The organism is Flavobacterium sp. B167r (assembly GCF_056824315.1).
This window is the reverse complement of the sequence record NZ_CP124859.1, coordinates 2100141-2125326: the sequence shown is the minus strand read 5'-3', so window position 1 is coordinate 2125326 and position 25186 is coordinate 2100141. Positions and strand designations below refer to the sequence as shown.

Here is a 25186-nt window from a genome sequence, read left to right as displayed (position 1 = left end):
AATTTTAAAATCTGTCGGGTTTATTTTTTTATTTAAGTATAATTTAAAACGAATACTTCTCCAATTGCTTTCCTTGAATATCCAAAACAGATGTAGTTTCTTTTGGAACTTCTCCTTTCCATTTTTCTTCTACCGAAGGATTTGATGGATACTTTCCGTTTTTCATTTTCATGAGATGAAATGCGCCTCCACTTTTCATTAGAAGATTATAGAATTTCTCTGAAGAATCTGTTGTTACTAAAATCGGAAAATTGGTTACTGAGAAATGATTGATTACGCTTCCGTCATTATTTAAAATATAACCTGAACAGCCTCCGCTTCCGCAGAAATACGAATTAGAAAAACCTACAAAGTATTCGTCTTTCTTGTCATTATCCAAATCGAAAGCTTCATAATAGAACGATCTATCTTCTTTGGTCATTGCTACCAAATCTTTCTTCAATAAAACCAACAATTGTTTTTCGATGAGTTCTACTTCTTTATTATTTTTCTCAGAGACATCACTTAAATCTGCTGTCCCACCAAGGGTTTTAGACAATGTATCTTGAACAATTGTTTTTACAATATTCTTCGAATTGTCTTTGTTTTGACAAGAAGATAATGCCAAAATTGCAACTAAAATCAGAATTTTATTTTTCATAATCATATGCTTTAAATTCACAATAGTTTACACTAATAATGCTGTTTTATTTTCAATATCATTCTTCGCCAATAATGATTTTATATTATTGAACGTAACCAATGCAATCTGCGTTAAAGCTTCGTTGGTAAAAAATGCCTGATGCGCTGTTACCAAAACATTCGGAAAACTCATTAAACGCTGAATGGCATCATCTTGAATAATATCTGCAGAAAGATCTCTAAAGAACAGTTTTTCTTCCTGTTCGTAAACGTCAATTCCTAAATAGCCAATTTTTCCTTCTTTCAACCCTTCAATAACTGATGATGTTTCTATTAATCCGCCACGACTTGTGTTGATAATCATAACGCTGTCTTTCATAAAAGTCAGCGAAGTTTTATTGATAACGTGTTTCGTCTGATCGTTTAGCGGACAATGCAATGAAATAATATCACTCGATTTCAAAATCTCTTCTAAAACCACAAAAGAAACGCCGTCCTTTTTCATTTCTTCGCTTTCCACAATATCATACGCCAAAACTTTACAGCCAAAACCTAATGCAATTTTAGAAAATGCTTTTCCTATGTTACCCGTTCCGATAATTCCGATTGTTTTTCCGAATAAATCAAAACCTAACAATCCATTTAAAGAGAAATTCTGTTCACGAACTCTATTGTATGCTTTATGAGTTTTTCTATTTAAAGTCAAAATCATTGCCATGGCATGTTCTGCAACGGCTTGCGGAGAATAAGCTGGAACACGACAAACTTTGATATTATATTTTTTAGCGGCTTCTAAATCTACATTGTTGAATCCGGCACAGCGTAGTGCAATTATTTTGACGTTTTTTTCTGCTAATTGTTTAATAACTGTTTCGTTTACAATATCATTTACAAAAACACAAACAATTTCACAAGCTTCAATTAATGCAACTGTTTGTGGATTTAGCTGGGTTTCAAAAAAATCCAATTGATAGCCAAAATCTTCATTGTATTTATTAAAAAAGGTTTTATCGTAAGGCTGAGTCGAGAAAAAAGCAATTTTGTTTTCAATGGTTGAATTCATAAAATATAAATTGGAAATTACAATTTGTTTTTTCACTAAAATAAGAAAATATTTTCACATTTCGTTTGTTTATACTTCTTAATAAATTACAAATCAACATGTTAAATTAAATATAATTTTTAGATTTCAATTAAACCAGTTTCCTTAAAAAAAGTCTAATCTCTTATAACAATTAAAAAACTCTAACATGAAAAAATTATTAATTGCTGCTATGTTATTTGTTGGAATAGCAAGTTTTGCTCAAACACAAAAAGAAAAATTAACGCCAGAACAGCGTAACGAAAAACATTTACAAAAATTAACTGCAGAATTAAATCTTGATGCTAATCAGCAAACTCAAGTAAAACAGCTTTTGGCAGACAGGAGTGCAAAAGTTGAAAAATTAAGAGACGCTCGCCAAGAACAAAAAGAAAACGGCACTAAACTTACTGCTGCAGAAAAAGAAGCCTTTAAAAAAGAAATGATAGCGGAGAAAGAAGCAAACGATGCTAAAATGAAATCGATTTTGAATGCTGACCAATACACTAAATGGAAAACCATTCAAGAAGAAAACAAAGACAAAGCAAGAGAAAAAATGAAAGAAAACAGAAAAGATAAAAACTAAATAAAAGAGGCAATTAAGCCTCTTTTTTGCTTCTAAGCGTTCTTTAAACCTTTTTTAATAGTTTCTGTTAAATAAAAGATAAACCTGAAAATGCCATTAAACTTAATAATTCTCTTGAAGTCTAATTGCTATAAACCTTTAAAGAAACGAAAAATGAAAAAATTATTTATTGCAGCTTTATTATTCGTTGGAATAGTAAGTTTTGCGCAAGACATCAATCAGAAGCCGACACGTGATCAACGAGAAAAATTAACTCCAGAACAGCGTAACGAAAAGCATTTACAAAAATTAACTTCTGATTTGAATTTAGATATAAAACAGCAAGATCAGGTAAAACAGCTTATCGCGGAAAAAAGTGCCAAAGCGGAGAAATTCAAAGAAAGTAGAAAAGACAGTAAAACGCCTCCAACTGCCGAAGAAAAAGCCGCTTTCAAGAAACAAATGGATGCAGACAAAGCAGCAACTGACGCTAAAATGAAATCAATTTTAAATGCTGATCAATACACAAAATGGACGGCACTAAAAAAAGAGCATAAAGATCATCATAGAGGAAAAGACCATAAATCTCCTCAAGAACGTGATCAAGCGCATTTGCAAAAACTAACAACTGATTTGAACTTAAACGCAGATCAGCAAAAACAAGTTAGCGAGCTTTTATCTGACAGAAGCACAAAAATGGCAATGCTTAAAAAAAGCCGAAGAGATTCTGGTGTTCAGCCAACTGAAGCTGAAAAGAAAGCCATGAAAAAACAAATGGAAGAAGATCATAAAGCTTATGATGCCAAAATGAAATCGATTTTGAATGCTGACCAATATAAAAAATGGACTTCAATTCAAAAAGAGTATAAAGACAAAATGAAAGAACACAAAAAAGACAAAAAATAATCTTGGTTCTAAAAAAGAAAAGGAGGCTTAAAGCCTCCTTTTGTATTAAAATGATTTTGATACTTTGTCAATCGCATTGATTGTAAAATCTAAATCTTCGTAAGTCAATGCATCTGTAATAAACCACGTTTCGTAAGCAGATGGCGCGATGTAAACGCCTTCTTGCAATAATCCGTGGAAGAATTTCTTGAATGTTTCGTTATCTCCTTTTGCAGCAGTTTGGAAATCGGTAACTGGATTTGCATCAAAGTGAACCGAAATCATAGAACCTACTCTATTGATTGTGAAAACAACATTATTTGCTTTTAAAACTCTGTCGATTCCTACTTCCAAATATGCTGTTTTTTCTTCTAAACGAGTAAAAATTTCTCTGTCATTATCAAGCGCTTTTAACATCGCCAATCCAGCAGCCATTGCCAACGGATTTCCAGATAATGTTCCTGCTTGATAAACTGGTCCAAGAGGCGCTAAATAATTCATGATTTCTTCGCGTGCAGCAAAAGCTCCAACTGGAAGTCCTCCACCAATAACTTTTCCGAAAGTCACGATATCAGCATCAATTCCATACAATTCCTGAACTCCACCGCGAGCCAAACGGAAACCTGTCATTACTTCGTCAAAAATCAATAAGATTCCGTTTGCTGTACACAAGTCTCTTAATCCTTGCAAGAAACCTTCTTTAGGAACAATACATCCCATGTTTCCTGCAACCGCTTCAATAATAATTGCAGCGATTTCTCCTTTATTAGCTTCAACTAGAGTTTTTACATTTTCTAAATCATTGTATTTTGCTAACAAAGTATCTTTTGCCGTTCCTTCTGTAACTCCAGGACTGTTTGGCGAACCAAAAGTAACCGCTCCACTTCCTGCTTGAATCAAAAATGAATCTGAATGTCCGTGGTAACAACCCGCAAATTTTACAATTTTATCTCTTTTTGTAAATCCACGAGCCAGACGAATCGCGCTCATACAAGCTTCTGTACCAGAATTTACAAAACGTATTTTATCAATATTTGGAACCATCGAAACAGCCAAAGCTGCTATTTCTGTTTCCAATTCTGTTGGCATACCAAATGAAGTTCCTAGTTTAGCTTTTTCAATCACAGCATCAACAACCGGCTGATACGCATGACCCAAAACCATTGGTCCCCAAGAGTTAATATAATCTATTAATTTATTTCCGTCTTCATCATATAAATAAGCACCTTTTGCGCTTTTTACAAAAATCGGAGTTCCGCCAACGGCTTTAAATGCTCTTACTGGTGAATTTACTCCTCCCGGAATTACTTTTTCTGCTTCAGCAAAAAGCTGACTACTTCTTTTATATAACATTTAATTTTAGATTTTTGAGTTCAGATTTTAGATTTAAACTATCTACTTAAACCTTGGTCTGTTATAAACTCATTGAAATATTGTTGTTCTATTTGTTTTTCTCTTGAAAGTTCTTCCATTTTCATATCAGACATACCTATTGGAGAATAAAATCTCCATTTCCAAGTTGGCCGATGTTTTATGAAAACATTTGTTTCTGCAAACTCATCATGTTCATAAACTCCACAAAAAAGTCTGATCGTTAAAAAACCTATCCCAGAAATTAAAATCAAAACTGAAATTTTCTTCTTCATTATCCAAACTGAAAACTGAGACTGAGACTGAAAACTTACTTAACTTTTAACCTCTGTCCTATCGAAATCGCATTATCAGTCAGATTATTTTTTCTCTTTAAATCCTCAACTAATAAATTGAATTTCTTTGAAATGGAATACAATGTATCTCCTTTTTGAACTTCGTACAAATTCGAATCGTATGGATTCATATTTATCTTTGGATCAGAGTTTGCAACCGAAGATGAACTTCTTGTAGGAAGTGATTTGTTTATCGGTTCATAATTCCTTCCCGTAACCTGACAATCGTATTGATGCAAATTGTAACGCTCGATATAACTAATTAATTTGTCTGGATATTTCGGATCTGTTGCATAGCCAGCAGCTCTCAGTCCTTTTGCCCAAGCTTTATAATCGTCTTTTTCATAAGTAAATAAAGTAGCATATCGTTTTTTTCCAACCAAAAACAAAGCGTGATCTCTATACGATTCTGATGCTTGAGGATATTTTCTAAAACATTCCTGAGCCGAGTCATCGTCATGGCGAACACTTTCTCCCAACCAATCATTATGACATTTTATTCCAAAATGATTATTAGCATCTACAGCTAAATCTCCTCTACCTGCACCCGATTCTAAAATTCCTTGCGCCAAAATAATACTCGCCGGGATTCCGTAAGTTTTCATGTTTCCCATTGCAATATCTTTGAATTGCAACACATAATTATTAATTAAATCACTGGTAACAACTGTTTTGGAAGTAGATTGAATAACCTCAGTTGTATTATTTGTAGAAGGGTAATTTTTTCCGATTGGTTTAGCAGGAGTACTTCTTTTTGTTGCGGCCGTTCGAGATTGAACTGCTGCCGCTTTTTTAGTCGTCGCGATGGCAGGCTTACTAGAAGAGCAACTTGCTAAAGCTAATATTACGAGAAGTAATACAATTTTTTTAATCATTGGTTTTGAGTATTGGTAATTTCTTCTGCTTCAACTTTATATTCATTCCGTCAATTCCCTGCAATCCGCCTGTGTGAATGAGTAAAATTTTGGAATGTGCAGGAAAATAATTTTTGCTAATTAAATCTATAACGCCAAAAACCATCTTTCCTGTATAAATTGGATCTAAGGACACTTTTGTTTCTTCAAAAAAAGCATTAATAAATTCGATTAATTCTAAATTTATCTTTCCATAACCTCCAAAATGATAGTCAGAAATTAAATTCCAGTTATCTTTTTTTGCAAAAATACGAATTTCATCCTTTAAAAAGTCACCTTTTAACGCTGGAAAGCCCAAAATTTTCTGATTTTGCAGCGAACTATTAATTAATCCCGAAATCGTACCACCTGTTCCAACCGCGCAGCAAACGTAATTAAAAACCGAATCTTCATCTGTCAAAATCTCTTCGCAGCCTTTTACCGCCAATTCGTTTGTACCGCCTTCTGGAACCAAATAAAAATCACCAAACTTATCCTTTAGCTTTTCTATAAATGAAGTTTCATTTTTTAAACGATACTCTTCTCTCGAAACAAATTCAAATTGCATCCCGTTTTCTTGAGCGAATTTCAAGGTTGGATTTTCTTCAATTTTATCTAAAAGTTCGTCTCCGCGAATGATGCCTATGGTTTTAAAACCTTGCTCCTTTCCTGCATAAGCAACTGCTGCAATATGATTGGAAAATGCTCCGCCAAAAGTCAATAAAGTCGTTTTGTTTTCGGCTTTCGCCTGAAGTAAATTGTATTTCAGTTTTCTGAATTTATTTCCTGAAACAAAAGGATGAATTAAATCTTCACGCTTAATTTTCAGCGAAATATCATTCGGAAATTGAATATTTATATTTTGGTTAAAAACAGGATTCATTTTAATTTGATGTAATTTAAAAACTGAAAAAAAGATCGGCTTTTTAAATAGTTTAAGTCCATTTCTTTTTCGTAAGCTTCTCTTTCAAAACTAATATTTCGATACGCTAAATCTTTGTTTTTGTATTGAATTAAACGAATAAAAAACTCCAAAACGTACCAAATAAAAAACGGAAGAATTAGTAATTCTAATTGTTGGCGCAAATGTATTTTTTCATGATTTACGAAAGTTCCGTTTGTTTTATCAAAATCATATTTAACTAAAACGAAAGGAAATAAAGCCATTCCTCGATATCCTTTCGGAATTAAATATTTAGCAACAATCAGAAACATTGGCTGTAAAATTTATAAATTTGTAGCTATAGAATTATTCAATTTCGATAAAATCATAATCAAATATTATTATTTTTGATTTTAAGTTCACTCGAAATTGAACCCGAAACAGATTTATGAAAGAGCAAAGTAATGAAAATAAATTAATCGAAGGCGAAGATTTTTACTATACGCCCGAAGGTTACAAATGCTTTACTGAAAAACATCATTTAAAACGTGGTTATTGCTGCAAAAGCGGTTGTCGCCACTGTCCATACGGATATGATAAAAAAACAGGACGAATAAATAAAAATTAGAATACCACAACATGAAAGTTTTTATAAATAAAAATATACCCGAAGCTGGCATTAAACTGCTTCAAGATAAAGGAATTAACTTTACAATAAATCCAACTGAAAATGTATTATCCAGAGATGAGTTTATAAAAATCTGTCAAGAACATGATGCGCTTTTGAATGTTGGAACAAATAAATTAGACGAAGATTTTTTTCAGCAATGTCCAAATTTAAAAGGTATCGCTTTATTTTCTGTCGGATTTGATGCTGTGAATATTTCATCAGCAAATAGCAGAAAAATTCCCGTTGGAAATACGCCAGATGTTTTAAGCCGAGCTACATCTGATGTTGCTTTTTTATTGATGCAAAGTGTTGCGAGAAAATCATTTTTCAATCACAAAAGAATTTTAAACGATGATTGGGGAAGTTTTGATCCGTTAGCCAATTTAGGTCAGGAACTTTATGGTAAAACTTTAGGGATTTTCGGTTTGGGAAGAATTGGCATTGAAATGGCTAAAAAATGTAAAGCCGCTTTCGGAATGAATATTATTTACCACAATCGTTCTCATAATGAAGCAGCCGAAAAAGAATTGGATGCAAAATATGTAGATTTTGAAACCTTACTTGCAGAAAGTGATGTTTTAAGTATTCATTCGAATTACAGCGAAGAAAACAATGAACTTTTCAATAAAAACACTTTTTCGAAAATGAAAAAGAATGCAATTTTCATCAACACCGCAAGAGGGAAATTTCAAAATGAAAATGATTTGTTTGATGCTTTAACGAATAATATAATCTGGGGCGCTGGATTGGATGTAACGAATCCAGAACCTATGAAATTTGATAATCCGTTATTGTCGCTTCCAAATTGCTGTGTTTTACCGCACATTGGTTCCGCAACTTACGAAGCTCGAAACGGAATGGCGGTTTGCGCTGCACAAAATATAATCGCGCTTTTTGAAGATAAAAAAATGCCGTTTTGTGTTAATGAAGAGGTTTACAATTAGAAAATGTGGCAATTTGAAAATTAGATAATTCTAAAATCAACAATCTAAAATCTAAAATTTAAAGATGGATATTCGTTCAAGAAAGTTTAAGATTACGATTTATAAATCGTATCACAGGTCGGATATCCGTTATCCCTAGTTTTTTAGTTAGAAAATGTGACAATTTGTGAATTAGATAATTAAAAAACAAAAATTAATCTGTTGTTAATCTAACAAAACTACTTTAGCAACTTAGTAGCTTAGAATCTTAGCAACTCAGCATCTTAAAAATAAATGACTTTCAAAGACCAAATACAACAAGGAATACCTTCTATATTGCCTCCAAAACAAGCATACGACATCGCTATTAATCATGCTCCGAAAAGAAAAGAAATTCTTTCGGCAGAAGAAAAAAAGCTGGCGTTGAAAAATGCTTTGCGTTATTTTGATCCAAAACATCACGCTGAATTACTTCCTGAATTTTCAGAAGAATTAGAGACTTACGGGCGTATTTATATGTATCGTCTTCGTCCAGAATATAAAATGTACGCAAGACCAATTGATGAATATCCAGGGAAATCATTGCAGGCAAAAGCGATTATGCACATGATTCAGAACAATTTGGATTATGCTGTGGCGCAACACCCGCACGAATTGATTACTTATGGCGGAAATGGAGCGGTTTTCCAAAACTGGGCACAATACTTATTGACGATGCAATATTTGTCTGAAATGACAGATGAGCAAACTTTAACAATGTATTCTGGACATCCGATGGGATTATTCCCTTCGCATAAAGAAGCGCCGAGAGTTGTGGTTACAAACGGAATGGTGATTCCAAATTATTCTAAACCTGACGATTGGGAAAAAATGAATGCTCTTGGAGTTTCTCAATACGGACAAATGACTGCAGGAAGTTATATGTATATTGGTCCGCAAGGAATTGTTCACGGAACTACGATTACGGTTTTAAACGGTTTTAGAAAAATAAAACAAAATCCAGAAGGGAATTTATTTGTAACTTCTGGTCTTGGCGGAATGTCTGGCGCGCAGCCAAAAGCAGGAAATATTGCAGGATGTATTACGGTTTGTGCTGAAGTAAATCCGAAGATTACTAAAATTCGTCACGAACAACGATGGATTAATGAAGTCGTAACTTCCACAGACGAATTGGTTGCCAGAGTAAATTCGGCGAAAGCCAAAAAAGAAACCGTTTCGATCGCTTATTTAGGAAATGTGGTTGATGTTTGGGAACGTTTCGATCAAGAAAATATTAAAATTGATTTAGGTTCAGATCAGACTTCACTACATAATCCTTGGGCTGGAGGTTATTATCCGGTTGGAATTCCGTTTGAAGAAGCTAATAAAATGATGGCTGAAAATCCGGAATTATTCAAAGAAAAAGTTAAAGAAACTTTACGCCGTCACGCGGATGCTATCAATAAACATACTGCAAAAGGAACTTACTTTTTCGATTACGGAAATGCCTTTTTATTAGAAGCTTCTCGCGCAGGAGCAGATGTTATGGCAGAAAATAATATCGATTTTAAATATCCAAGTTACGTTCAGGATATTATGGGACCAATGTGTTTCGATTACGGATTTGGACCTTTCCGTTGGGTTTGTACTTCTGGAAAACCGGAAGATTTATTAAAAACCGATGCGATTGCTTGCGAAGTTTTAGAGAAAATGGCTGAAACTGCTCCAAATGAAATTCAGCAGCAAATGCAGGATAACATTAAATGGATCAAAGGCGCACAAGAAAATAAACTGGTTGTAGGTTCACAAGCGCGTATTTTGTATGCTGATGCAGAAGGAAGAATCAAAATTGCTGAAGCTTTTAATCAGGCAATTGCAAAAGGCGAAATTGGCGCTGTGGTTTTAGGACGCGATCATCATGACGTTTCTGGAACTGATTCACCTTACAGAGAAACTTCAAATATCTACGACGGATCTCGTTTTACGGCTGATATGGCGATTCATAACGTGATTGGAGACAGCTTTAGAGGTGCCACTTGGGTTTCTATTCATAATGGTGGAGGCGTTGGCTGGGGAGAGGTTATAAATGGGGGATTTGGTATGGTTCTTGATGGTTCTACTGAGGCTTCAAAACGTTTAGCATCAATGCTTTTCTGGGATGTTAACAACGGAATTTCAAGAAGAAGCTGGGCTCGAAATGAAGGTGCTGTTTTTGCTATAAAAAGAGCAATGGAAGTTGAGCCTCTATTAAAAGTGACTTTGCCAAATCTAGTTGACGAAAGTTTGCTTTAACTAAAACTGAACATTTAATTTTTGAATATATGAAAACACTAAAGTTAATTCCGTTTTTCCTGCTCTTGATGCTTGTCAATTCATGTAGCAGTGTGACTGTTTATTCTGACTATGACAAAACTGTCGATTTTGCGCCTTATAAAACATACGCTTACTTTAAGCCCGGAATTGACAAGGTTGAAATATCAGATTTAGACAAAAGAAGAATTTTACGCGCTATCGATGATCAAATGCAAGCGAAAGGATTTACAAAAAGTGACAATCCAGATTTGCTAATAAATATTTTCACAAAATCAAGAGAGCAAGTAGATGTAAACCAATTTAGTGCTGGCTGGGGTTACGGCTGGGGCTGGGGTTGGAATCCTTATATGATGTATGGAAATCAAACTACAGTTTCGACTTCTACTCAAGGCACTTTGTACATTGATTTAATCGATGCTAAAAAGAAAGAAATGATTTGGCAAGGTGAAGGAGTCGGAACTTTGACAAGAAACATCGATAAAAAAGATGAGAAAATTGCTGAATTCGTAGCTAAAATTTTAGCTCAATATCCGCCAGTAAAAAAATAGTTTTCAGTCTCAGTTTCCAGTTTTCATGTAAAACTTTAAAATTGAAGTTGGCTACTTAAATATATTTTTTACTTTTGTTATTCAATCAACTAAAAAATGAAAAACCTTAATAACATTATTATCGCTATTATTAGCATTATTGCAATTCAGCAATAGTGGCGAGGTGTTATATAAGTTTGTAAAATATAATTTATAAGAACCTCCCAATTGGGAGGTTTTTTATTTTTTAATATCGCCACGAATTACACCAATTGACACTAATTTTTATTTAAAAAAATCAATTCGTGCTCATTCGTATAATTCGTGGCAAAAAAACAACTTATTATGAATTTATTTAACGAAGTACTTAATGCAAAAAAGCAACTCGAAGATGTCGTTGCTGCCACTCCCCTTACACAAAATTTAAATCTTTCAGACGAATTTGAATCTACTATTTTATTAAAAAGAGAAGATTTACAAATTGTTCGCTCGTATAAAATTCGGGGCGCGTACAATAAGATTTCTTCGTTAAGTGAAAAAGAAAAAGCAAACGGAACTGTATGTGCCAGTGCTGGAAATCACGCGCAAGGCGTTGCTTATTCTTGTAATCTTCTGAAGATTCATGGTAAAATTTACATGCCAAAAACCACTCCAAAACAGAAAGTAAAACAAGTTCAGCTATTCGGAAAATCGTTTGTAGAAATTGTTTTAACAGGGGATACTTTTGATGACGCTTATGCTTCTGCAACTGCTGATGCCATCAAAAACCACAAAACATTTATTCATCCTTTTGATGATGAAAAAGTAATCGCTGGACAAGGAACTGTTGGTTTAGAAATCCTAGAAAGCTTTAAAGAACCAATCGATTATGTTTTTGTTCCAATTGGCGGCGGAGGACTAGCATCTGGATTATCCGAAGTTTTTAAACATTTGAGTCCGCATACTAAAATCATTGGAGTTGAGCCAAAAGGTGCCCCTTCGATGAAAACTTCTATTGAAGAAAACAAAAACACACCGCTAAAAACAATTGACAAATTTGTAGATGGTGCTGCGGTAAAACAAGTCGGCGATAAAACTTTTGAAATCTGCCGATATAATTTAGAAGATATAATTCTGGTACCTGAAGGAAAAGTCTGCACCACAATTCTAAGATTGTATAATGAAGAAGCAATGGTTGTAGAACCTGCTGGCGCTTTAACAATTGCTGCTTTGGATTTTTATAAAGAAAAAATTAAAGGCAAAAATGTAGTTTGCATTGTTAGCGGAAGCAACAATGACATTGAAAGAACTGCCGAAATAAAAGAGCGTTCTCTACTTTATGAAGGTTTAATGCATTATTTTATGATTCAGTTTCCCCAACGTCCTGGAGCACTGAAAGAATTTGTCAATAATATTTTAGGTCCAGATGATGACATCACTTATTTCCAGTTTGCGAAGAAAAATAGCCGTGAAGTTGGTTCTGTTGTCGTTGGTTTAGAATTGAAAAACAAAAATGATATTATGCCAATTAAATTGAAAATGACCGAAAATGGTTTTGAATTTCAATATCTAAATGATAATCAAGATCTGTTTACACAATTGATTGGTTAGTGATTTCTGATACTGATAAATATCATTAAACAAAAAAGAACTTATCGTATTTTTGCTTTCCAATTTAAATATAAAAAAATGACAGCCCTTAAAGATATTTCCACTATAGAAGACATTCAGCAAATGGTTAACAGCTTTTATGCTAATGTCCGAAAAGACGATTTAATTGGCCCAATCTTTAATGATAAACTCCAAGATCGCTGGGAGCCGCATTTGCAAAAAATGTACAATTTTTGGCAGACAATTCTATTTGATGTTCGCGCATATTCTGGAACTCCTTTCCCTCCACACAAGCAATTGCCTGTAGATAAAACACATTTTGACCGTTGGATTGCCATTTTTAATTCGACAATAGATGCTCAATTTGCAGGGCCAATAACCGAAGAAGCGAAAATGCGTGCTACCAATATGGCTCTTATGTTCAGCCATAAAATTGAATATTTTAGAAATGCAGAAAACGAAATGAGAAACGCAACAAAAAAATCTTAAAGAAATTCTTTCAAATAAAAAGTAGCGTTTTATATTTGATTAAAATGAATTAAACCCAAATCTATATTCTTTTATTTATGAAAAAAGTACTTTTCTTTATTGCAATCTGTTTCTCGTTCTTCAATCAATTATCAGCACAATCTCAAGAGTCGGTTTCTAATTTATACAAAGGAACTGTCGACGGAAAAATTCCCGTAACCTTTTATATTATGACTCGAGAAAATCAATGCAATGCCGATTTAGAATATGTAGCAATGTATCGTTATAAATCAGAAAAATGGATTCAACTTTATCCAACCCAAAGTGAAAAGGTTAAAAATGAATTTGTCATGGTTGAACATGGTTTTAGTGGCGTTTTAATTTTGAAGAAAATAGGAAATACTTTTTCTGGTTTATGGATTAGCCCTGATACTAAAAAACAGCTAAAAGTAGAAATTAAAGAAGCTTCAATGACAAAAAAAGAGATTGAAAGCTACGAAAGCACAATGGAAAGAGTGAGTTTTGAAAATAACGATTGCTAAAAACACTTTTCCTCTCAAGACTTCAAAATCAATAAAACCGCAATAAAACTTTGTTTCGAATAAAAATTTTATGATGGATGGTAAAAAATCGAGCTGTAAATTCGTAATTTTACAATCTAATCTACATCGTTTTCGAAATGAATCCAAATATTGAAACCAACCCGTTATTAGAGCGATTGCCGAAGCATTTACAGCAATTTATCAAACCACAAGATTATAGCGATTATACTCCTATCAATCAAGCAGTTTGGCGATATGTTATGCGCAAGAATGTAGATTATCTTTCTAAGGTGGCACATCATTCTTATTTGGAAGGTTTAAGAAAAACCGGAATTGAAGTTGATTCTATTCCGAGTATGTATGGAATGAACCGAATTCTAAGCGAAATTGGCTGGGCAGCCGTTGCCGTTGACGGATTTATTCCGCCAAATGCTTTTATGGAATTTCAGGCATATAACGTTTTGGTTATTGCTTCAGACATTAGACAATTAGAACATATTGAATATACTCCTGCTCCTGATATCATTCACGAAGGTGCAGGCCACGCTCCTATTATTGCCAATCCTGAATATGCTGAATATTTAAGACGTTTTGGTGAAATTGGCTGTAAAGCGATTTCTTCTCATAAAGATTACCAGATGTACGAAGCGATTCGTTTGCTTTCTATTTTAAAAGAAGCAGAAGATACGCCGCAGGAAAAAATCGACGAAGCTGAAAAAGCCGTTGCCGATTTACAAAATGATATGGGCGAATTGTCTGAAATGGCTCAAATTAGAAATTTGCATTGGTGGACAGTAGAATACGGTTTGATTGGAACTGTTGAAAACCCGAAAATTTATGGTGCGGGATTGCTTTCTTCAATTGGTGAAAGTGCACACTGTATGACCGATAATGTGAAGAAAATCCCTTATGATATTTCTGCTGCCAATCAGAATTTTGATATTACGCAGTTACAGCCACAGCTTTATGTAACACCTACTTTCTCTCATTTGAGTTTGATTTTGGAAGAATTTGCCAATAAAATGGCTTTGCGAACTGGAGGTTTATCGGGCATTAAAAAACTGATTCAATCGAATGCTTTAGGCACAATAGAATTGAGTACAGGTTTACAAATTTCAGGAGTTTTCACTAATGTTATTGAAGAAGAAGGAAAACCTGTTTATATTCAAACTACTGGAAAAACTGCTCTTTCTTACCGAGAAAAAGAATTAGTTGGACACGGAACTTTGACTCATCCACAGGGATTTGGAAGTCCGATTGGGAAACTGAAAGGCTTTAATCTTGCGATTGAAGACATGAGCCCGAAGGACTTGCAAGCTTACCGAATTGTAGAAAACGAAACGGTAAAACTGGAGTTTGAAGGCAATATTATTGTTCAAGGAGAAATTATTACGGGTTCTCGAAATTTACATGGAGAAATCATCTTAATTAGTTTTAGAAATTGTACCGTAACGCATGGCGAAATGATTTTGTTTCAGCCAGAATGGGGAAATTACGATATGGCAATTGGTAAAAAAGTAATTTCTGCTTTTTCTGGTCCAGCCGATGCCAATAGTTTTGACCTAATTAATATCGTTCCTTCGACTAAAACCATTAAAGCAAAACATACTGACGAACGTGACGAATTGGAAATTTTGTACGCTACAGTTCGAAACATCAGAAATAATAAAGATTCCAAAGCGGAGTTAAAATCAGTTTTTGAAAAAGTTAAAAGTAATCATTCAAATGATTGGCTTTTAACAATTGAAATTGCTGAGGTTTTAAAAGATTCCAACGAAAAACAGCTTTTACAAGAAGTTTTAGTTTATCTAGATCAATTGAAAGAAAGACGTCCTGAAATTGCGCATTTAATTTCTGGCGGATTGGATTTGATTTTTGATTCTTTGCCTAATTTGCCACAAAGACACTAAGACGCGAAGTATTTCTTTTTATTTATTTCACGCAGATTATTGTTGATTTAAGCTGATTGTGCTGATTTTTTTAATCTCGCAATCCGATAGCTATCGGGAGCTAGATCGCGGAATTTCTATTGGATTTTTTAAATTTCCTCCAGCTTTAGCTGGAGGAAATTTAAAAATAAAAAACTTAGCGTCTTGGTGTCTTCGTGGCAAAACCCTACAATTTCAAATCCTGAGTCAATTCAGTCTCTGATTCAATCGTCTTCCCTTCATACTGCAATTTCCAACCCATTGAATTGGTCATGATTAAAATCTTAGACAATTCACTTATTAGTCTATTTTGGGCGTTCGTTTTAAGTGTAGATTTTTCGATTTTTTTAGCCAGATTTGCTTTAACCGATTTATTGATTTTATTGTAATCGTCTCCCGTAAACGGATTCAGTTTGCTTTGTTCAACATCGTAAAACTGAATATCTGGATTTATAGTAATTTCTTCTTTTGGAATATTTAAAATCGTGATGGTCTTGTTTTTTTCATCAATATCATATTTCATTTGATGCAAATCGTAAGCAACAGTAACATTTGCATTTACCACAACTAATGCTTTCTTTTCGAAAGAAACCATATCCATTAAATATTTCTGCTGATTTTTATAAGTAATCACTTCAGAGAAATGTCCTTCGGTTACAACCAGTTTTCCAACGTTAAGAATCTGCTGCTGAATTAAATTGGTATTGTAGTTTATATCTGAATCGTCTTCTTTTTTGAATTGGCAGTATTTAAAAGCCAAGACAATAAGTAAAACAATAGCTCCGACACCTATAATTCTTTTGATCAAGTTTTGCATTCTCTTAAAATATTTTAGACCAATTTACTTCTTTTTATTGTTTTTTTCGCCACGAAATTGTTTCTTTTTTTCGCCACGAATTCACGAATTTTCGCTAATCTCTTTGAGAAAACTAATGTTTCTATTCCTCGAATTAAAATTCCAATAATTTGAACTTAACGTTAGTAAATTAGAACTAATTCGTGAATTCGTGGCGAATCGACCCCAGCAAAAAACTAGAATGGATATCCGATTGCGATATTCAGAATTAGGTTGTCTTTTCGCCAAGAACTGCTTCCAAAATTAATGTCGTCAATTACCCATCTTTGACCGTCTGGCAAGGCAGGATTTCGAAGCGGAATAGCTAAATCGGTTCTTAAAACCAAAAATGATAAGTCAAAACGCAAACCTGCTCCCGCTCCAATCGCTATTTCTTTCATAAAATCTTTTGAAATTTCAGCTCCAGGTTTATTAGGATCGGCATGAAGAAGCCAAATATTTCCTGCGTCTAGAAATACGGCTCCTCTCACAATACTAAATAACTTAGCGCGATATTCTGTATTGAACTCTAATTTCAAATCAGCTGATTGATCTGGCGTATAATTATCATTTGTTGTCGGCGGAATAACATAGCTACCTGGTCCTAAAGTTCTTGCCCTAAAAGCTCGAATACTATTGGTTCCTCCTACCACAAACTGCTTAGATGCTGGAAGTGTTCTCGAATTTCCGTAAGCAAAACCAGCACCAACAATCAATCTGCTGGCTAATTCGCTTTCTTTTCCTAGTTTTAAATAATGCCTAAAATCAGATTTGATTTTTACATATTGGCTAAACGGAACATCAAAGATTTTTATCGTATCATTTTTCTTGATATTGGCTCCAGTAATCGCCCCTGTTAGATTTCCTGCCAAATCCAATTCTCCATTAAAATATATCGTATGCTTTTTACGTTTTTGCATCGTATTGGTGTACGTATAATTGTATGTCGGACCAAAAATCAATTGTTTTTCAATCACTTTTCCAAGCGCTTCATCTTGTTCTATATCGGCTAAATATTCTGGCGTAACATGATTTGGACTCACATAAGTTATATCAATAACATTCAATTGATGTTCTTTACGAATATTTTCCTTCCACATATATCCAAAAGAAGTATTAAAAGAATTCAAGGCATAAAGCTGTGTTCTTTTCTGATATTCATAACGTAACGTTGCTTTGGTTCTCGGCACATATTCGCTGTTTCCTTCAATATTGAAAGGCGTTATAAATCGTGGCCAAGTCAAACTAACTTCACCTCCAAGTTTATAAATATTCTTTCCTTTATTTGTTCCGCCAAGCTGAAAATCAGCTCCTCCAAAAACAGAAGCGGTAAATAATTCTGCTCCTTTTAAAAAATTTCGGTTGTTCCAATTTAAATTCAATTCTGTACCTGTATAACTCGCAGAATTTGTTTTGCCGATAACTTCAACACGAATAAATTTTTTAGGCAAAAGAGTCAAATAATAATAAGAATCTAATGCATTGGGAATTGAATCTGACGGCTTAAATTCATTCTTCACAAAACTGAAAGTGCCCAGATTTACAAATCGATTTAAAGTCAGATTATGATCTTTTCTGTTGTAAACATCTCCTTTTTTGAAATAAATCGTTCGATCGTAAATTCTTGGTTTAAAAGTATCTGTCGTATAAATAATCGTAAAATCTTTGTATTGTGTAACATTTCTTTTTCGATAAACTGTACTATCATTCGTTAGCGAATAATTCGGATACACAAAAATCTTATCAATCTTGTATGCTGTCAAAGCTTTTACTGGCGTATCGTCTTTTATAACCAATCTGATTTTTACTTCGTGATCGCCTTTACTGCTGTCTACTTTCGCCAAAATATAATCTGGATTAAAATAGAAATAACCTTTTTCCTTCAATCTCGCATCGATTCTTTCTCTTTCTGCTTTTATTAAATCTAGATCATAAGGCGCACCAACTTTAAGCAAACTTCTTCTGTGGCTTTTTGCGATAATCTTTGACATTTTTAAGGAATCATCCGGAAACGTGACGCTTTTTATAATGTATTGCTGTCTTGGCATAACGATATATTCTGCCGTAACTCTTTTATTTCGAACAGTCGAGTCGGCGCTGACACGGGTTTTAAAATAACCTCTGTTTTCTGTGAAATTTCGAAGAACAGAAGCATTATAATCCAAATCAACCTGACTAAAAAGCACTGGCGCTTCTCCAACTTTATTGCGCAGCCAATATCTTGTTCCTTTATCTTTTTTGGGTTCGCCAGCAAGATTATAAATTAATAGTTTTGGACGCAAGCCAAAGATTTGTTTGTTTGGTTTTGGACGCAATAAACCTTCGAGTTCTTTTTCCAAAGCTTTTCGATTTTTCTTTTTCATAATCGAATCTTTTATGGTCACAGAACCGCCTGTGTAAAGCAAATCGCCTTCTGGAAGATATTTTGTATTACTGCATCCTACTACAAAAAACAAGGAAAGCAGTGCGATACACTTTATATAAAATGGGTTTATATGATTATGTTTTCTGCTCATTTCCTTCAATTGTTTTTTCGTCTTCGTTGTCTTGCAATTTTTCTTTTTCCTTCTGCTCTTTCTTTTTCTGTTTTTCTTTTTCCTTGCGAATTTTTTCTTCTTTAATTAATTCTTTTTCTTCTTCCGAACGATGAAAAAGTTCTCTGAATTTATTGTAACTCATCGTGATAACAAATGCAACTCCAGTCTCAATTACCTGACCTTCAACTGCAACCTGATATTGATTTTTACGATACGCACGAATCATATAGCGGCCATCTTTTGTCAATTGATAATCTAAAGCAACATCGCCAGCGATATTAGTAGTTTCTTCGTTGGCACGTTCCTGTCCTTCTACTCCGAAACTGCTTCCAACAGTAACTTTCAATCGATCGTCAAGCAATTTTTTAGAAACTTCGACATTCAAATCGGTTCTGTTTTGCATCGTTCCTGTAGTATAATCTTCCGTTGATTCTAAGTCAAAATTCACTTCAAATCCTTCGATAAGATCTCCTGCCAGATTATTTAATTGCTGCGAAAGGATTTTACTCACACTTTGTCTAGCAAAAGATTCCGCATTGGTTCCGCCGCTTTCACTTGCAAACGGATTTTCGCCCACAAATCGATTCAATATTAAAAGTGCAAAAACCTGTTTGTTCAATTCCGCAGGATCTTGTTCTAATTGTTTCAGTTTTGTCTGCGTCATTTCTACAACATCTGTAGAAACATTATAATTTCCTTCAGGAAGCACAATTCCAAATGAAATTTCTGGTTTCAGCAACTCTCCATTCATTTTCAGCAAAGTCTGAAAAGGAAGTTTTTGTTTGTAGGTATTTTGAACTGATTGAGGCTGACTTTTCAACTGATTACCTAATAAATCAATCGGCGCTGTGTTTACTTTATAAATAGCTGTAATATTTAAAGTAGCCATTGTCGGCTCGCCATTCCAAGTAATAAAACTGCCTTTCTGAATATCAAATTTTCTTTTTATTCCGTTGAAATTCATTTGATAAGAACCATCTGAAAACTCATATTTTCCTGTCAAGGTTGTTTTTCCAGATTGATCGATTCCACCAACTAATTCAGCTTCACCTTTCAAATTCAAGTAATCGCCATTTGCTTTATCAATCAGCAATGTTAATTCTGCTTCTTTATTGATCGAAATTCCCACATTTACGTTCATTCCTTTCAATTCTGATTGATTCAGTTTATTCTGCAACTCAACAGTTTGTTTGAGATACGCATTATCTTCATCAACAAATTCTACAATTCCTTCTCGATCTGCAATTGAAGGATCAGATTGTGGCATTACGACCGTAAATTTGGTTTCTTTATTAATTTTAATCGTTCCATCAATAACAGGACTATCAAGATCTCCTTTAATATTAAGTTTGGTGTCTAAAAACAAATCGCCATAGAACAAATCATTGTCTTTTGCTTTTGAATTTATTGCTCTAAAATCGTTTGCTTCAACAACCAAATTGAATTTATATTTGATAAAATCAGGAGATTGAATAGTTCCGTTTAAATATAATTCATTATCATTTTCGTCGAAAAGAGAAAATTTATCAAATGAAATGGTTTCATTGCTGAAAGTGATTTTTTCGTTTTTAGTCTTGAAATACGAATTGAGTTGCGTTACTCTAAAACCAGCATCATTAAAGTTCAATTCTCCGTTAATTTTTGGAGCCGAAGTATTTCCTTTCAACTTAAAATTTCCAGATAAAAAGCCTTGTCCTTCCGTAATATTTCCCATACTAAAACCTTGAATACTTTTGATGTACAATTTGTTAATTGCAACATCAAAATCAAAATTTCCAGCGTCTAATTTGTAATCTCCCGTTAGTTTCAGATCGTTTCCTTCATCACTCAGCGTTACATTCGCGGCAAGCGTATTAGCAGTTTTATTATCTACTTTTATTTCTAAATCACCAACTTTTGATCCTTTAAAAGTAAAATCATCTATTTTTAAATCTGATGTAAAAGTCGGATTGGTCATCACGTTTTCAACCAAAGCATTTCCGTTTATCAAACCTTGCATCAACAATTCGTCTTTTTTAACCATATTCATAATGGTCTCAATTTTGAAGTTTACAAAATCGACTTGCAACGGCGCATTGTCTTGATTTCCTTGCGATTGTATTTTTAATTCATTTCCGTTATTATTCAAATTGAATTTATTGATATACAATCTTTTTTCTCCAATTTCAATTGAATTTTCTGGATCAACATTCCATTTATCATAATTTAAAATGAAGTTTTCAGAATCCAGTTTTACTATATTTTTAGAATCTTCTGCTTTAAATTCGCCCGCAATAAAATACTGCTGTTTTTGTTTTGCATCTTGAACTTCAAGCGCATAAGTCAAAATATTGTTTTGAATTTCTCCGCTTAAACTTGTAAACGGAATTTTTAAAGAACCGCTTTCAATTGTTGCAACAGAAACAGAATATTCTAAAGCATTTTCTTTGGCTTCAATATTAATTTTCCCATCAGAAATAGTATTGTCTGCATAAACAATTCTCGGAATCGTTCCTTTTACTTCCAAAGAATCTGTCTTATTATTGTATTTCCCATTAATCGTAAAAGGCTCTAAACCTGTCAGTTTTGGAAGTAATTTAAAAAGTACTGGATCATTATCTACTTTAAGTGTAAACGCCAATCTTTGCTCGTCTGATTCTGCGTTAACTTTCGGATTTTTAAGATCAATATATTTCGATAATGATTTTTGAATTGAATTTGCTAAAGTCGTCAATTTGTATTTTCCAGTCACTTCAGCTTTTAGAAATTGAGACGAAATTTTAATCGAATTGCTGTCTTTATCCGCGAAAGCCAAAACACGAATCGAATCCAATACAATTGGCTCAGCATCTTGCAAAATCTGAATGTTAGACAAAAACACTTTTCCGTTTAGAAAATCAGGATTACTGTTTGCAATATCGGCATCAACATTTCCGCGAAGTTTCATTGGGCCTGCATGAAGATTCAATTTTTCTAAATCGGCGATATCCAAATTCAGTTTTAATTTTACTGTCGGATATTTTTCTTTTGTGTCTCCGCTTGCAACTAAATCAAAATTCAAGTTCGGATCTTTCATTCCAGATTTTACGGCAAAAGAGCCATTTTCTATATTTCCTTTTAAAGCCAAATCTCGATAAGTGTATCGATTAAAAACTGCTTTCTGCACTAAACCATCAATCGCTGCATTTGCCGTTTTTGGGTCTAATCCATTCCCTTTGACTTTCGCTTTAAGCGTAATTTTTCCGATCGAATCGTTTTTAATTAATCGGCCTAAATCGAATTCCTGCAACGAAACATCTGCATCGTATTTTTCTTTTTTCTTAATTCGCTGATTAAAAAGAGCGTCTATTTTTGCATTTCCAAAACTACTGTTTAAAGCCAGATTGGTTTTGAAATTCTGCACGGAACCTTTAAATTTTCCTTGCAAACTCAACTGCGAAGGCAATTGAATATTCTTCGGAATTGTTCCCGCAGGCACAAACATATTGATATCTTTTGAAGTACTCGAAATCTTTTTGATATTCAGATCATAATAAGCTTTTTGAGCATCAGGAAGCCCGGCGATTTTCCCCGAAAGGGAAACTTTTGTAGAACCAATTCCGCTCATTTCAAATTTCGAAATATTCAAATCTTTTACTTTTCCGCTCACACGGCTGTCCACATACAAAATCGCATTTGGATTACTTTTAAACGGATTCGTTTTCTGCAAATCTGGAACGAACAATAAAATGTCTTTAAAACCAATTTTTGATTGTTTTAAATTGGCATCAATCGCAAGATTTCCTAAATCTTTTTGAAGCGATTCTAATGATTTGTATTGAGCTTTAACTTTATCTTGTACAAGCGTTTGTGGTGTTTTTAAATACAGATTTTCTAAAGAAGCATTTTTCGGTCCATAAAAGAAATCTGTTTTTAAAGCCTGAATTTGCAAACCGCTTTTTTCGTTGACGGTCAAAGTTTTTATATTTCCAGAAATCGTATCATTTGCGTAATACAATTTCTCGGCTTTAAAATTGAATTTACTCAAATCTAAATGTGCATAATCTAAACCTTTAGTTTTCGGTTTCGACTGCATATCTTCAAATTTGAAAGCGATATTTTCTAAATTGGTTTCGTTAAGTTTTACTTTCCAACCTGCTTTTTTTATGGCAGTTGTATCTAAATTTGGTGTCTGGATCTGCTTATCTTTTGCACCCAGACGTAAATTTCCTTTAAGATTTTTAACTTCAAAAGTATCAAAATCCAAAAACTGTTTATTAAGATCAATCTCATTTACTAATAAATTTAAATTTCCTAAACTAATGCCCGAATTTAATTTCGAGTCTTTATTATCATATAAAATATCAATTTTAGACAAAGCTATTTTATCCAATTTCAATTTAAAATCTGGGCTTTTCGAAATGGTATCGACCGTTTTAACCGAAACTTCTGCGATTTTCTCCACAACATCTTGATCTAAAACGACTTTTAGTCCGTTTAAATTGATGTTTGGAATATTAAAATCCATTTGATCTAAATCGAATTTCTTGAATTTGGTATCAAAATGTGTCAGATTTACTCGAATATCATTTTTCGAAAAATCATCTTTAAAATTAAATTTAACTTGATCGAGATTTACCTTTACAACAGAAATTTTGAAAGGTTTAGCATTTGGATCTTCAACTTTTGGTTCTTTCGATTCGAATGCTTTTATGATATAATCGAAATTGAAAACGCCATCTTTGTTTCTTGAAATATTCGCTTTCACATTTTCCAAGGAAACAGAATTGATTTCCAATTCGCTGCTTACCAATTTAAAAAGATCAACATCAACTTCTAATCGTTTACCAGCCAACAAAGTATCTTTTTTTTGATCTTCAAAATAAAAACCTTCCAGCACTACATCTTTTGGAAATTTAATTAATATTTTATCTAAAGAAACTTTGGTTTTTATCTTGCCTTGAAGATATGTTATCGCTTTATCCTTAACGAAATTCTGGACTGATGGAACCTGAATTAAAACAATTAGAAGTAATAAAAGTGCAACTATAGAAACCACGCACCAAAGCAGTATTCGAAGCGTTTTTTTTAAATAATGAGTGGTTTTCTTATTCATACCTCAATAAAATCATTTAAGATTAAATTGCTTCTGGAAAAAGCAGGATTAGACATTTTACAAAAATGTAAAATTTTAATCTTAACAATTTACATAATTATGAGGAATTATTCTAAAATTTTATTGCTAAATGAGTTTTTTCTTGCCAGGATGGCTCTAAGACACGAAGTTTCTTTTTTAATTCTGCGTTGCTTTTAAAACAAAATTAGAATTTAATGTGTGGCTGTTTTTGTCCTAGGGCTTCAATTTTCTGCTGCAGTTTTGCTAGAAATTTTTGATGCTGGTCTGATTCTGGATTGAAACTTCTGTGGCGCAGACTTTTTTGGATTTCGTCTACTTCATTCACTATCGAAAAATCATTTTCTGCAACGTAATTTTCGCTGAAAAGCTTCCAAATATAATCTATCGCAATTTGGTTAGGATGAAGCATATCTTCGTTATAAAAACGATAATCACGAAGCTCGTCCATCATGATTTCGTAAGAAGGGAAATATTCTAATTTTAGATTGTAGATTTCAGATTTTAGAATACCGTGCAAAGCCGTAAATAAATGTGATTTACTTAATTGGTTTTCTACAAAACCATCTTTAATGTGGCGAACTGGAGAAATCGTAAAAATGAAATTTGTATTTGAATTTAAAGTGTGAATCGCTTCAATTGTATTTTGAATACTTTTCTGAATTACTTCTGCTGATAATAATTCTTTTGAAAATTGCTTTTGAGGAACTTTATGGCAATTGGCTACAATTTCATCTTTTTCTAAATTTCTGTAAATCCAAGATGTTCCGAAAGTGATAATAATATGTGTCGCTTCTTTTATTTGTTTGTGCGTTTCAGTAATTGCCTTATTAAGTGTTTCCAGTAATTCTTGGCGATCTGAATTACTCAAGTCGGAATGTACTTCGTAACTGTTCCAGCGCTCGTTATGAAAGAAAACGTCTTTCTCCTCGAACATTTCTTGTTTAGAAATTCTATCAAATAATTTTTCAATCGAAACTGGATTAAAAATTATCCCAAACGGATTGGTTTCATTTTGAAACTTAAAATAATCGAATTTCTCTGCCATATTTTCTGCAAAACAAGAACCAATAGAAAGTACTTTCGAATTATAATCAATCGGATTGTTACTTTTTGAAATTGGAATTTGGGTTCTGAATTGCATGGCT

21 protein-coding genes are annotated in these 25186 nt (G+C 33.4%); 10 read left to right on the top strand and 11 right to left on the bottom strand.

Annotated features, from left to right (window positions below; genetic code table 11):
* Positions 1–43: 43 nt before the first annotated feature.
* On the bottom strand, positions 44–640 hold the full coding sequence (locus QLQ96_RS09575; protein WP_482496459.1) for a hypothetical protein: 597 nt from the start codon (positions 638–640) through the stop codon (positions 44–46).
* A gap of 27 nt (positions 641–667) precedes the next feature.
* Positions 668–1684 (bottom strand): 2-hydroxyacid dehydrogenase, encoded by a 1017-nt coding sequence (locus tag QLQ96_RS09570; RefSeq protein WP_482496458.1) that lies wholly within the window; start codon positions 1682–1684, stop codon positions 668–670.
* Positions 1685–1871: 187 nt separating this feature from the next.
* On the opposite strand from QLQ96_RS09570, the gene QLQ96_RS09565 reads away from it, so the two are divergent.
* Together QLQ96_RS09565 and QLQ96_RS09560 are read left to right on the top strand one after the other, a co-directional pair.
* A complete protein-coding gene (locus QLQ96_RS09565; RefSeq protein WP_482496457.1) occupies positions 1872–2288 on the top strand; it encodes a hypothetical protein in 417 nt (138 codons plus the stop codon).
* A gap of 153 nt (positions 2289–2441) precedes the next feature.
* Positions 2442–3173 carry a hypothetical protein gene (locus QLQ96_RS09560; RefSeq protein ID WP_482496456.1) on the top strand — a complete coding sequence of 244 codons (732 nt, stop codon included), beginning with the start codon at positions 2442–2444 and terminating at the stop codon, positions 3171–3173.
* Between the two features lie 45 nt (positions 3174–3218).
* On the opposite strand, the gene hemL is transcribed toward QLQ96_RS09560, so the two are convergent.
* From hemL to QLQ96_RS09535, 5 genes are read right to left on the bottom strand one after another with little or no spacing between them, the layout of a single operon-like run.
* Positions 3219–4505 carry a glutamate-1-semialdehyde 2,1-aminomutase gene (gene hemL, locus QLQ96_RS09555; protein ID WP_482496455.1) on the bottom strand — a complete coding sequence of 429 codons (1287 nt, stop codon included), beginning with the start codon at positions 4503–4505 and terminating at the stop codon, positions 3219–3221.
* Positions 4506–4543: 38 nt separating this feature from the next.
* On the bottom strand, positions 4544–4798 hold the full coding sequence (locus QLQ96_RS09550; RefSeq protein ID WP_482496454.1) for a hypothetical protein: 255 nt from the start codon (positions 4796–4798) through the stop codon (positions 4544–4546).
* A 35-nt stretch (positions 4799–4833) separates the two neighbouring features.
* Positions 4834–5733 (bottom strand): glucosaminidase domain-containing protein, encoded by a 900-nt coding sequence (locus tag QLQ96_RS09545; RefSeq protein ID WP_482496453.1) that lies wholly within the window; start codon positions 5731–5733, stop codon positions 4834–4836.
* On the bottom strand, positions 5726–6634 hold the full coding sequence (locus QLQ96_RS09540; protein ID WP_482496452.1) for a 1-aminocyclopropane-1-carboxylate deaminase/D-cysteine desulfhydrase: 909 nt from the start codon (positions 6632–6634) through the stop codon (positions 5726–5728). Before QLQ96_RS09540 ends, QLQ96_RS09545 begins: the two co-directional genes overlap by 8 nt.
* Positions 6631–6966 (bottom strand): hypothetical protein, encoded by a 336-nt coding sequence (locus tag QLQ96_RS09535; protein WP_482496451.1) that lies wholly within the window; start codon positions 6964–6966, stop codon positions 6631–6633. Before QLQ96_RS09535 ends, QLQ96_RS09540 begins: the two co-directional genes overlap by 4 nt.
* A 116-nt stretch (positions 6967–7082) precedes the next feature.
* On the opposite strand from QLQ96_RS09535, the gene QLQ96_RS09530 reads away from it, so the two are divergent.
* The 8 genes from QLQ96_RS09530 (at position 7083) to QLQ96_RS09495 (ending at position 15556) form a co-directional block, all read left to right on the top strand.
* Positions 7083–7262, top strand: a complete 180-nt coding sequence (locus QLQ96_RS09530; protein ID WP_095928730.1) for a C1orf53 family protein — start codon at positions 7083–7085, stop codon at positions 7260–7262.
* Positions 7263–7273: 11 nt separating this feature from the next.
* Entirely contained in the window at positions 7274–8248 is a 975-nt protein-coding gene (locus tag QLQ96_RS09525; protein ID WP_482496450.1) for a 2-hydroxyacid dehydrogenase, read from the top strand.
* Between the two features lie 273 nt (positions 8249–8521).
* The gene (locus QLQ96_RS09520; protein WP_482496449.1) at positions 8522–10498 is read left to right on the top strand and encodes a urocanate hydratase; all 1977 of its coding nucleotides are present in this window, start codon (positions 8522–8524) and stop codon (positions 10496–10498) included.
* A 29-nt stretch (positions 10499–10527) separates the two neighbouring features.
* Positions 10528–11067, top strand: coding sequence for a DUF4136 domain-containing protein (locus QLQ96_RS09515; protein WP_482496448.1), 540 nt, complete (start codon positions 10528–10530; stop codon positions 11065–11067).
* Between the two features lie 324 nt (positions 11068–11391).
* Positions 11392–12636 carry a threonine ammonia-lyase IlvA gene (gene ilvA, locus QLQ96_RS09510; RefSeq protein ID WP_482496447.1) on the top strand — a complete coding sequence of 415 codons (1245 nt, stop codon included), beginning with the start codon at positions 11392–11394 and terminating at the stop codon, positions 12634–12636.
* A gap of 78 nt (positions 12637–12714) precedes the next feature.
* Positions 12715–13125, top strand: coding sequence for a group III truncated hemoglobin (locus QLQ96_RS09505; protein WP_482496446.1), 411 nt, complete (start codon positions 12715–12717; stop codon positions 13123–13125).
* Positions 13126–13202: 77 nt separating this feature from the next.
* Entirely contained in the window at positions 13203–13646 is a 444-nt protein-coding gene (locus QLQ96_RS09500; RefSeq protein WP_482496445.1) for a hypothetical protein, read from the top strand.
* 137 nt (positions 13647–13783) lie between these two features.
* Complete coding sequence (locus tag QLQ96_RS09495; RefSeq protein ID WP_482496444.1) at positions 13784–15556, top strand: aromatic amino acid hydroxylase; 1773 nt, start codon at positions 13784–13786, stop codon at positions 15554–15556.
* A gap of 205 nt (positions 15557–15761) precedes the next feature.
* On the opposite strand, the gene QLQ96_RS09490 is transcribed toward QLQ96_RS09495, so the two are convergent.
* The 4 genes from QLQ96_RS09490 to QLQ96_RS09475 all read right to left on the bottom strand — a co-directional run bounded on the left by QLQ96_RS09490 (position 15762) and on the right by QLQ96_RS09475 (position 25182).
* Complete coding sequence (locus QLQ96_RS09490) at positions 15762–16391, bottom strand: DUF4230 domain-containing protein (RefSeq protein ID WP_482496443.1); 630 nt, start codon at positions 16389–16391, stop codon at positions 15762–15764.
* Positions 16392–16606: 215 nt separating this feature from the next.
* Positions 16607–18925 carry a translocation and assembly module lipoprotein TamL gene (tamL, locus tag QLQ96_RS09485; RefSeq protein ID WP_482496442.1) on the bottom strand — a complete coding sequence of 773 codons (2319 nt, stop codon included), beginning with the start codon at positions 18923–18925 and terminating at the stop codon, positions 16607–16609.
* Positions 18909–24020, bottom strand: a complete 5112-nt coding sequence (locus tag QLQ96_RS09480) for a translocation/assembly module TamB domain-containing protein (RefSeq protein ID WP_482496441.1) — start codon at positions 24018–24020, stop codon at positions 18909–18911. Before QLQ96_RS09480 ends, tamL begins: the two co-directional genes overlap by 17 nt.
* Positions 24021–24225: 205 nt before the next feature.
* Entirely contained in the window at positions 24226–25182 is a 957-nt protein-coding gene (locus QLQ96_RS09475) for a GSCFA domain-containing protein (RefSeq protein WP_482496946.1), read from the bottom strand.
* Between the last annotated feature and the right edge of the window lie 4 nt (positions 25183–25186).

What these genes read in the sequence shown, in the direction of transcription:
- QLQ96_RS09525 (WP_482496450.1), top strand. Translation starts at nt 7,274, where the DNA reads ATGAAAGTTTTTATAAATAAAAATATACCCGAAGCTGGCATTAAACTG.
- QLQ96_RS09550 (WP_482496454.1), bottom strand. Translation starts at nt 4,798, where the DNA reads ATGAAGAAGAAAATTTCAGTTTTGATTTTAATTTCTGGGATAGGTTTT.
- QLQ96_RS09505 (WP_482496446.1), top strand. Translation starts at nt 12,715, where the DNA reads ATGACAGCCCTTAAAGATATTTCCACTATAGAAGACATTCAGCAAATG.
- QLQ96_RS09570 (WP_482496458.1), bottom strand. Translation starts at nt 1,684, where the DNA reads ATGAATTCAACCATTGAAAACAAAATTGCTTTTTTCTCGACTCAGCCT.
- QLQ96_RS09575 (WP_482496459.1), bottom strand. Translation starts at nt 640, where the DNA reads ATGAAAAATAAAATTCTGATTTTAGTTGCAATTTTGGCATTATCTTCT.
- QLQ96_RS09480 (WP_482496441.1), bottom strand. Translation starts at nt 24,020, where the DNA reads ATGAATAAGAAAACCACTCATTATTTAAAAAAAACGCTTCGAATACTG.
- QLQ96_RS09560 (WP_482496456.1), top strand. Translation starts at nt 2,442, where the DNA reads ATGAAAAAATTATTTATTGCAGCTTTATTATTCGTTGGAATAGTAAGT.
- QLQ96_RS09520 (WP_482496449.1), top strand. Translation starts at nt 8,522, where the DNA reads ATGACTTTCAAAGACCAAATACAACAAGGAATACCTTCTATATTGCCT.
- tamL (WP_482496442.1), bottom strand. Translation starts at nt 18,925, where the DNA reads ATGAGCAGAAAACATAATCATATAAACCCATTTTATATAAAGTGTATC.
- QLQ96_RS09490 (WP_482496443.1), bottom strand. Translation starts at nt 16,391, where the DNA reads ATGCAAAACTTGATCAAAAGAATTATAGGTGTCGGAGCTATTGTTTTA.
- QLQ96_RS09530 (WP_095928730.1), top strand. Translation starts at nt 7,083, where the DNA reads ATGAAAGAGCAAAGTAATGAAAATAAATTAATCGAAGGCGAAGATTTT.
- QLQ96_RS09475 (WP_482496946.1), bottom strand. Translation starts at nt 25,182, where the DNA reads ATGCAATTCAGAACCCAAATTCCAATTTCAAAAAGTAACAATCCGATT.
- QLQ96_RS09515 (WP_482496448.1), top strand. Translation starts at nt 10,528, where the DNA reads ATGAAAACACTAAAGTTAATTCCGTTTTTCCTGCTCTTGATGCTTGTC.
- QLQ96_RS09540 (WP_482496452.1), bottom strand. Translation starts at nt 6,634, where the DNA reads ATGAATCCTGTTTTTAACCAAAATATAAATATTCAATTTCCGAATGAT.
- hemL (WP_482496455.1), bottom strand. Translation starts at nt 4,505, where the DNA reads ATGTTATATAAAAGAAGTAGTCAGCTTTTTGCTGAAGCAGAAAAAGTA.
- QLQ96_RS09535 (WP_482496451.1), bottom strand. Translation starts at nt 6,966, where the DNA reads ATGTTTCTGATTGTTGCTAAATATTTAATTCCGAAAGGATATCGAGGA.
- QLQ96_RS09565 (WP_482496457.1), top strand. Translation starts at nt 1,872, where the DNA reads ATGAAAAAATTATTAATTGCTGCTATGTTATTTGTTGGAATAGCAAGT.
- QLQ96_RS09545 (WP_482496453.1), bottom strand. Translation starts at nt 5,733, where the DNA reads ATGATTAAAAAAATTGTATTACTTCTCGTAATATTAGCTTTAGCAAGT.
- QLQ96_RS09495 (WP_482496444.1), top strand. Translation starts at nt 13,784, where the DNA reads ATGAATCCAAATATTGAAACCAACCCGTTATTAGAGCGATTGCCGAAG.
- ilvA (WP_482496447.1), top strand. Translation starts at nt 11,392, where the DNA reads ATGAATTTATTTAACGAAGTACTTAATGCAAAAAAGCAACTCGAAGAT.
- QLQ96_RS09500 (WP_482496445.1), top strand. Translation starts at nt 13,203, where the DNA reads ATGAAAAAAGTACTTTTCTTTATTGCAATCTGTTTCTCGTTCTTCAAT.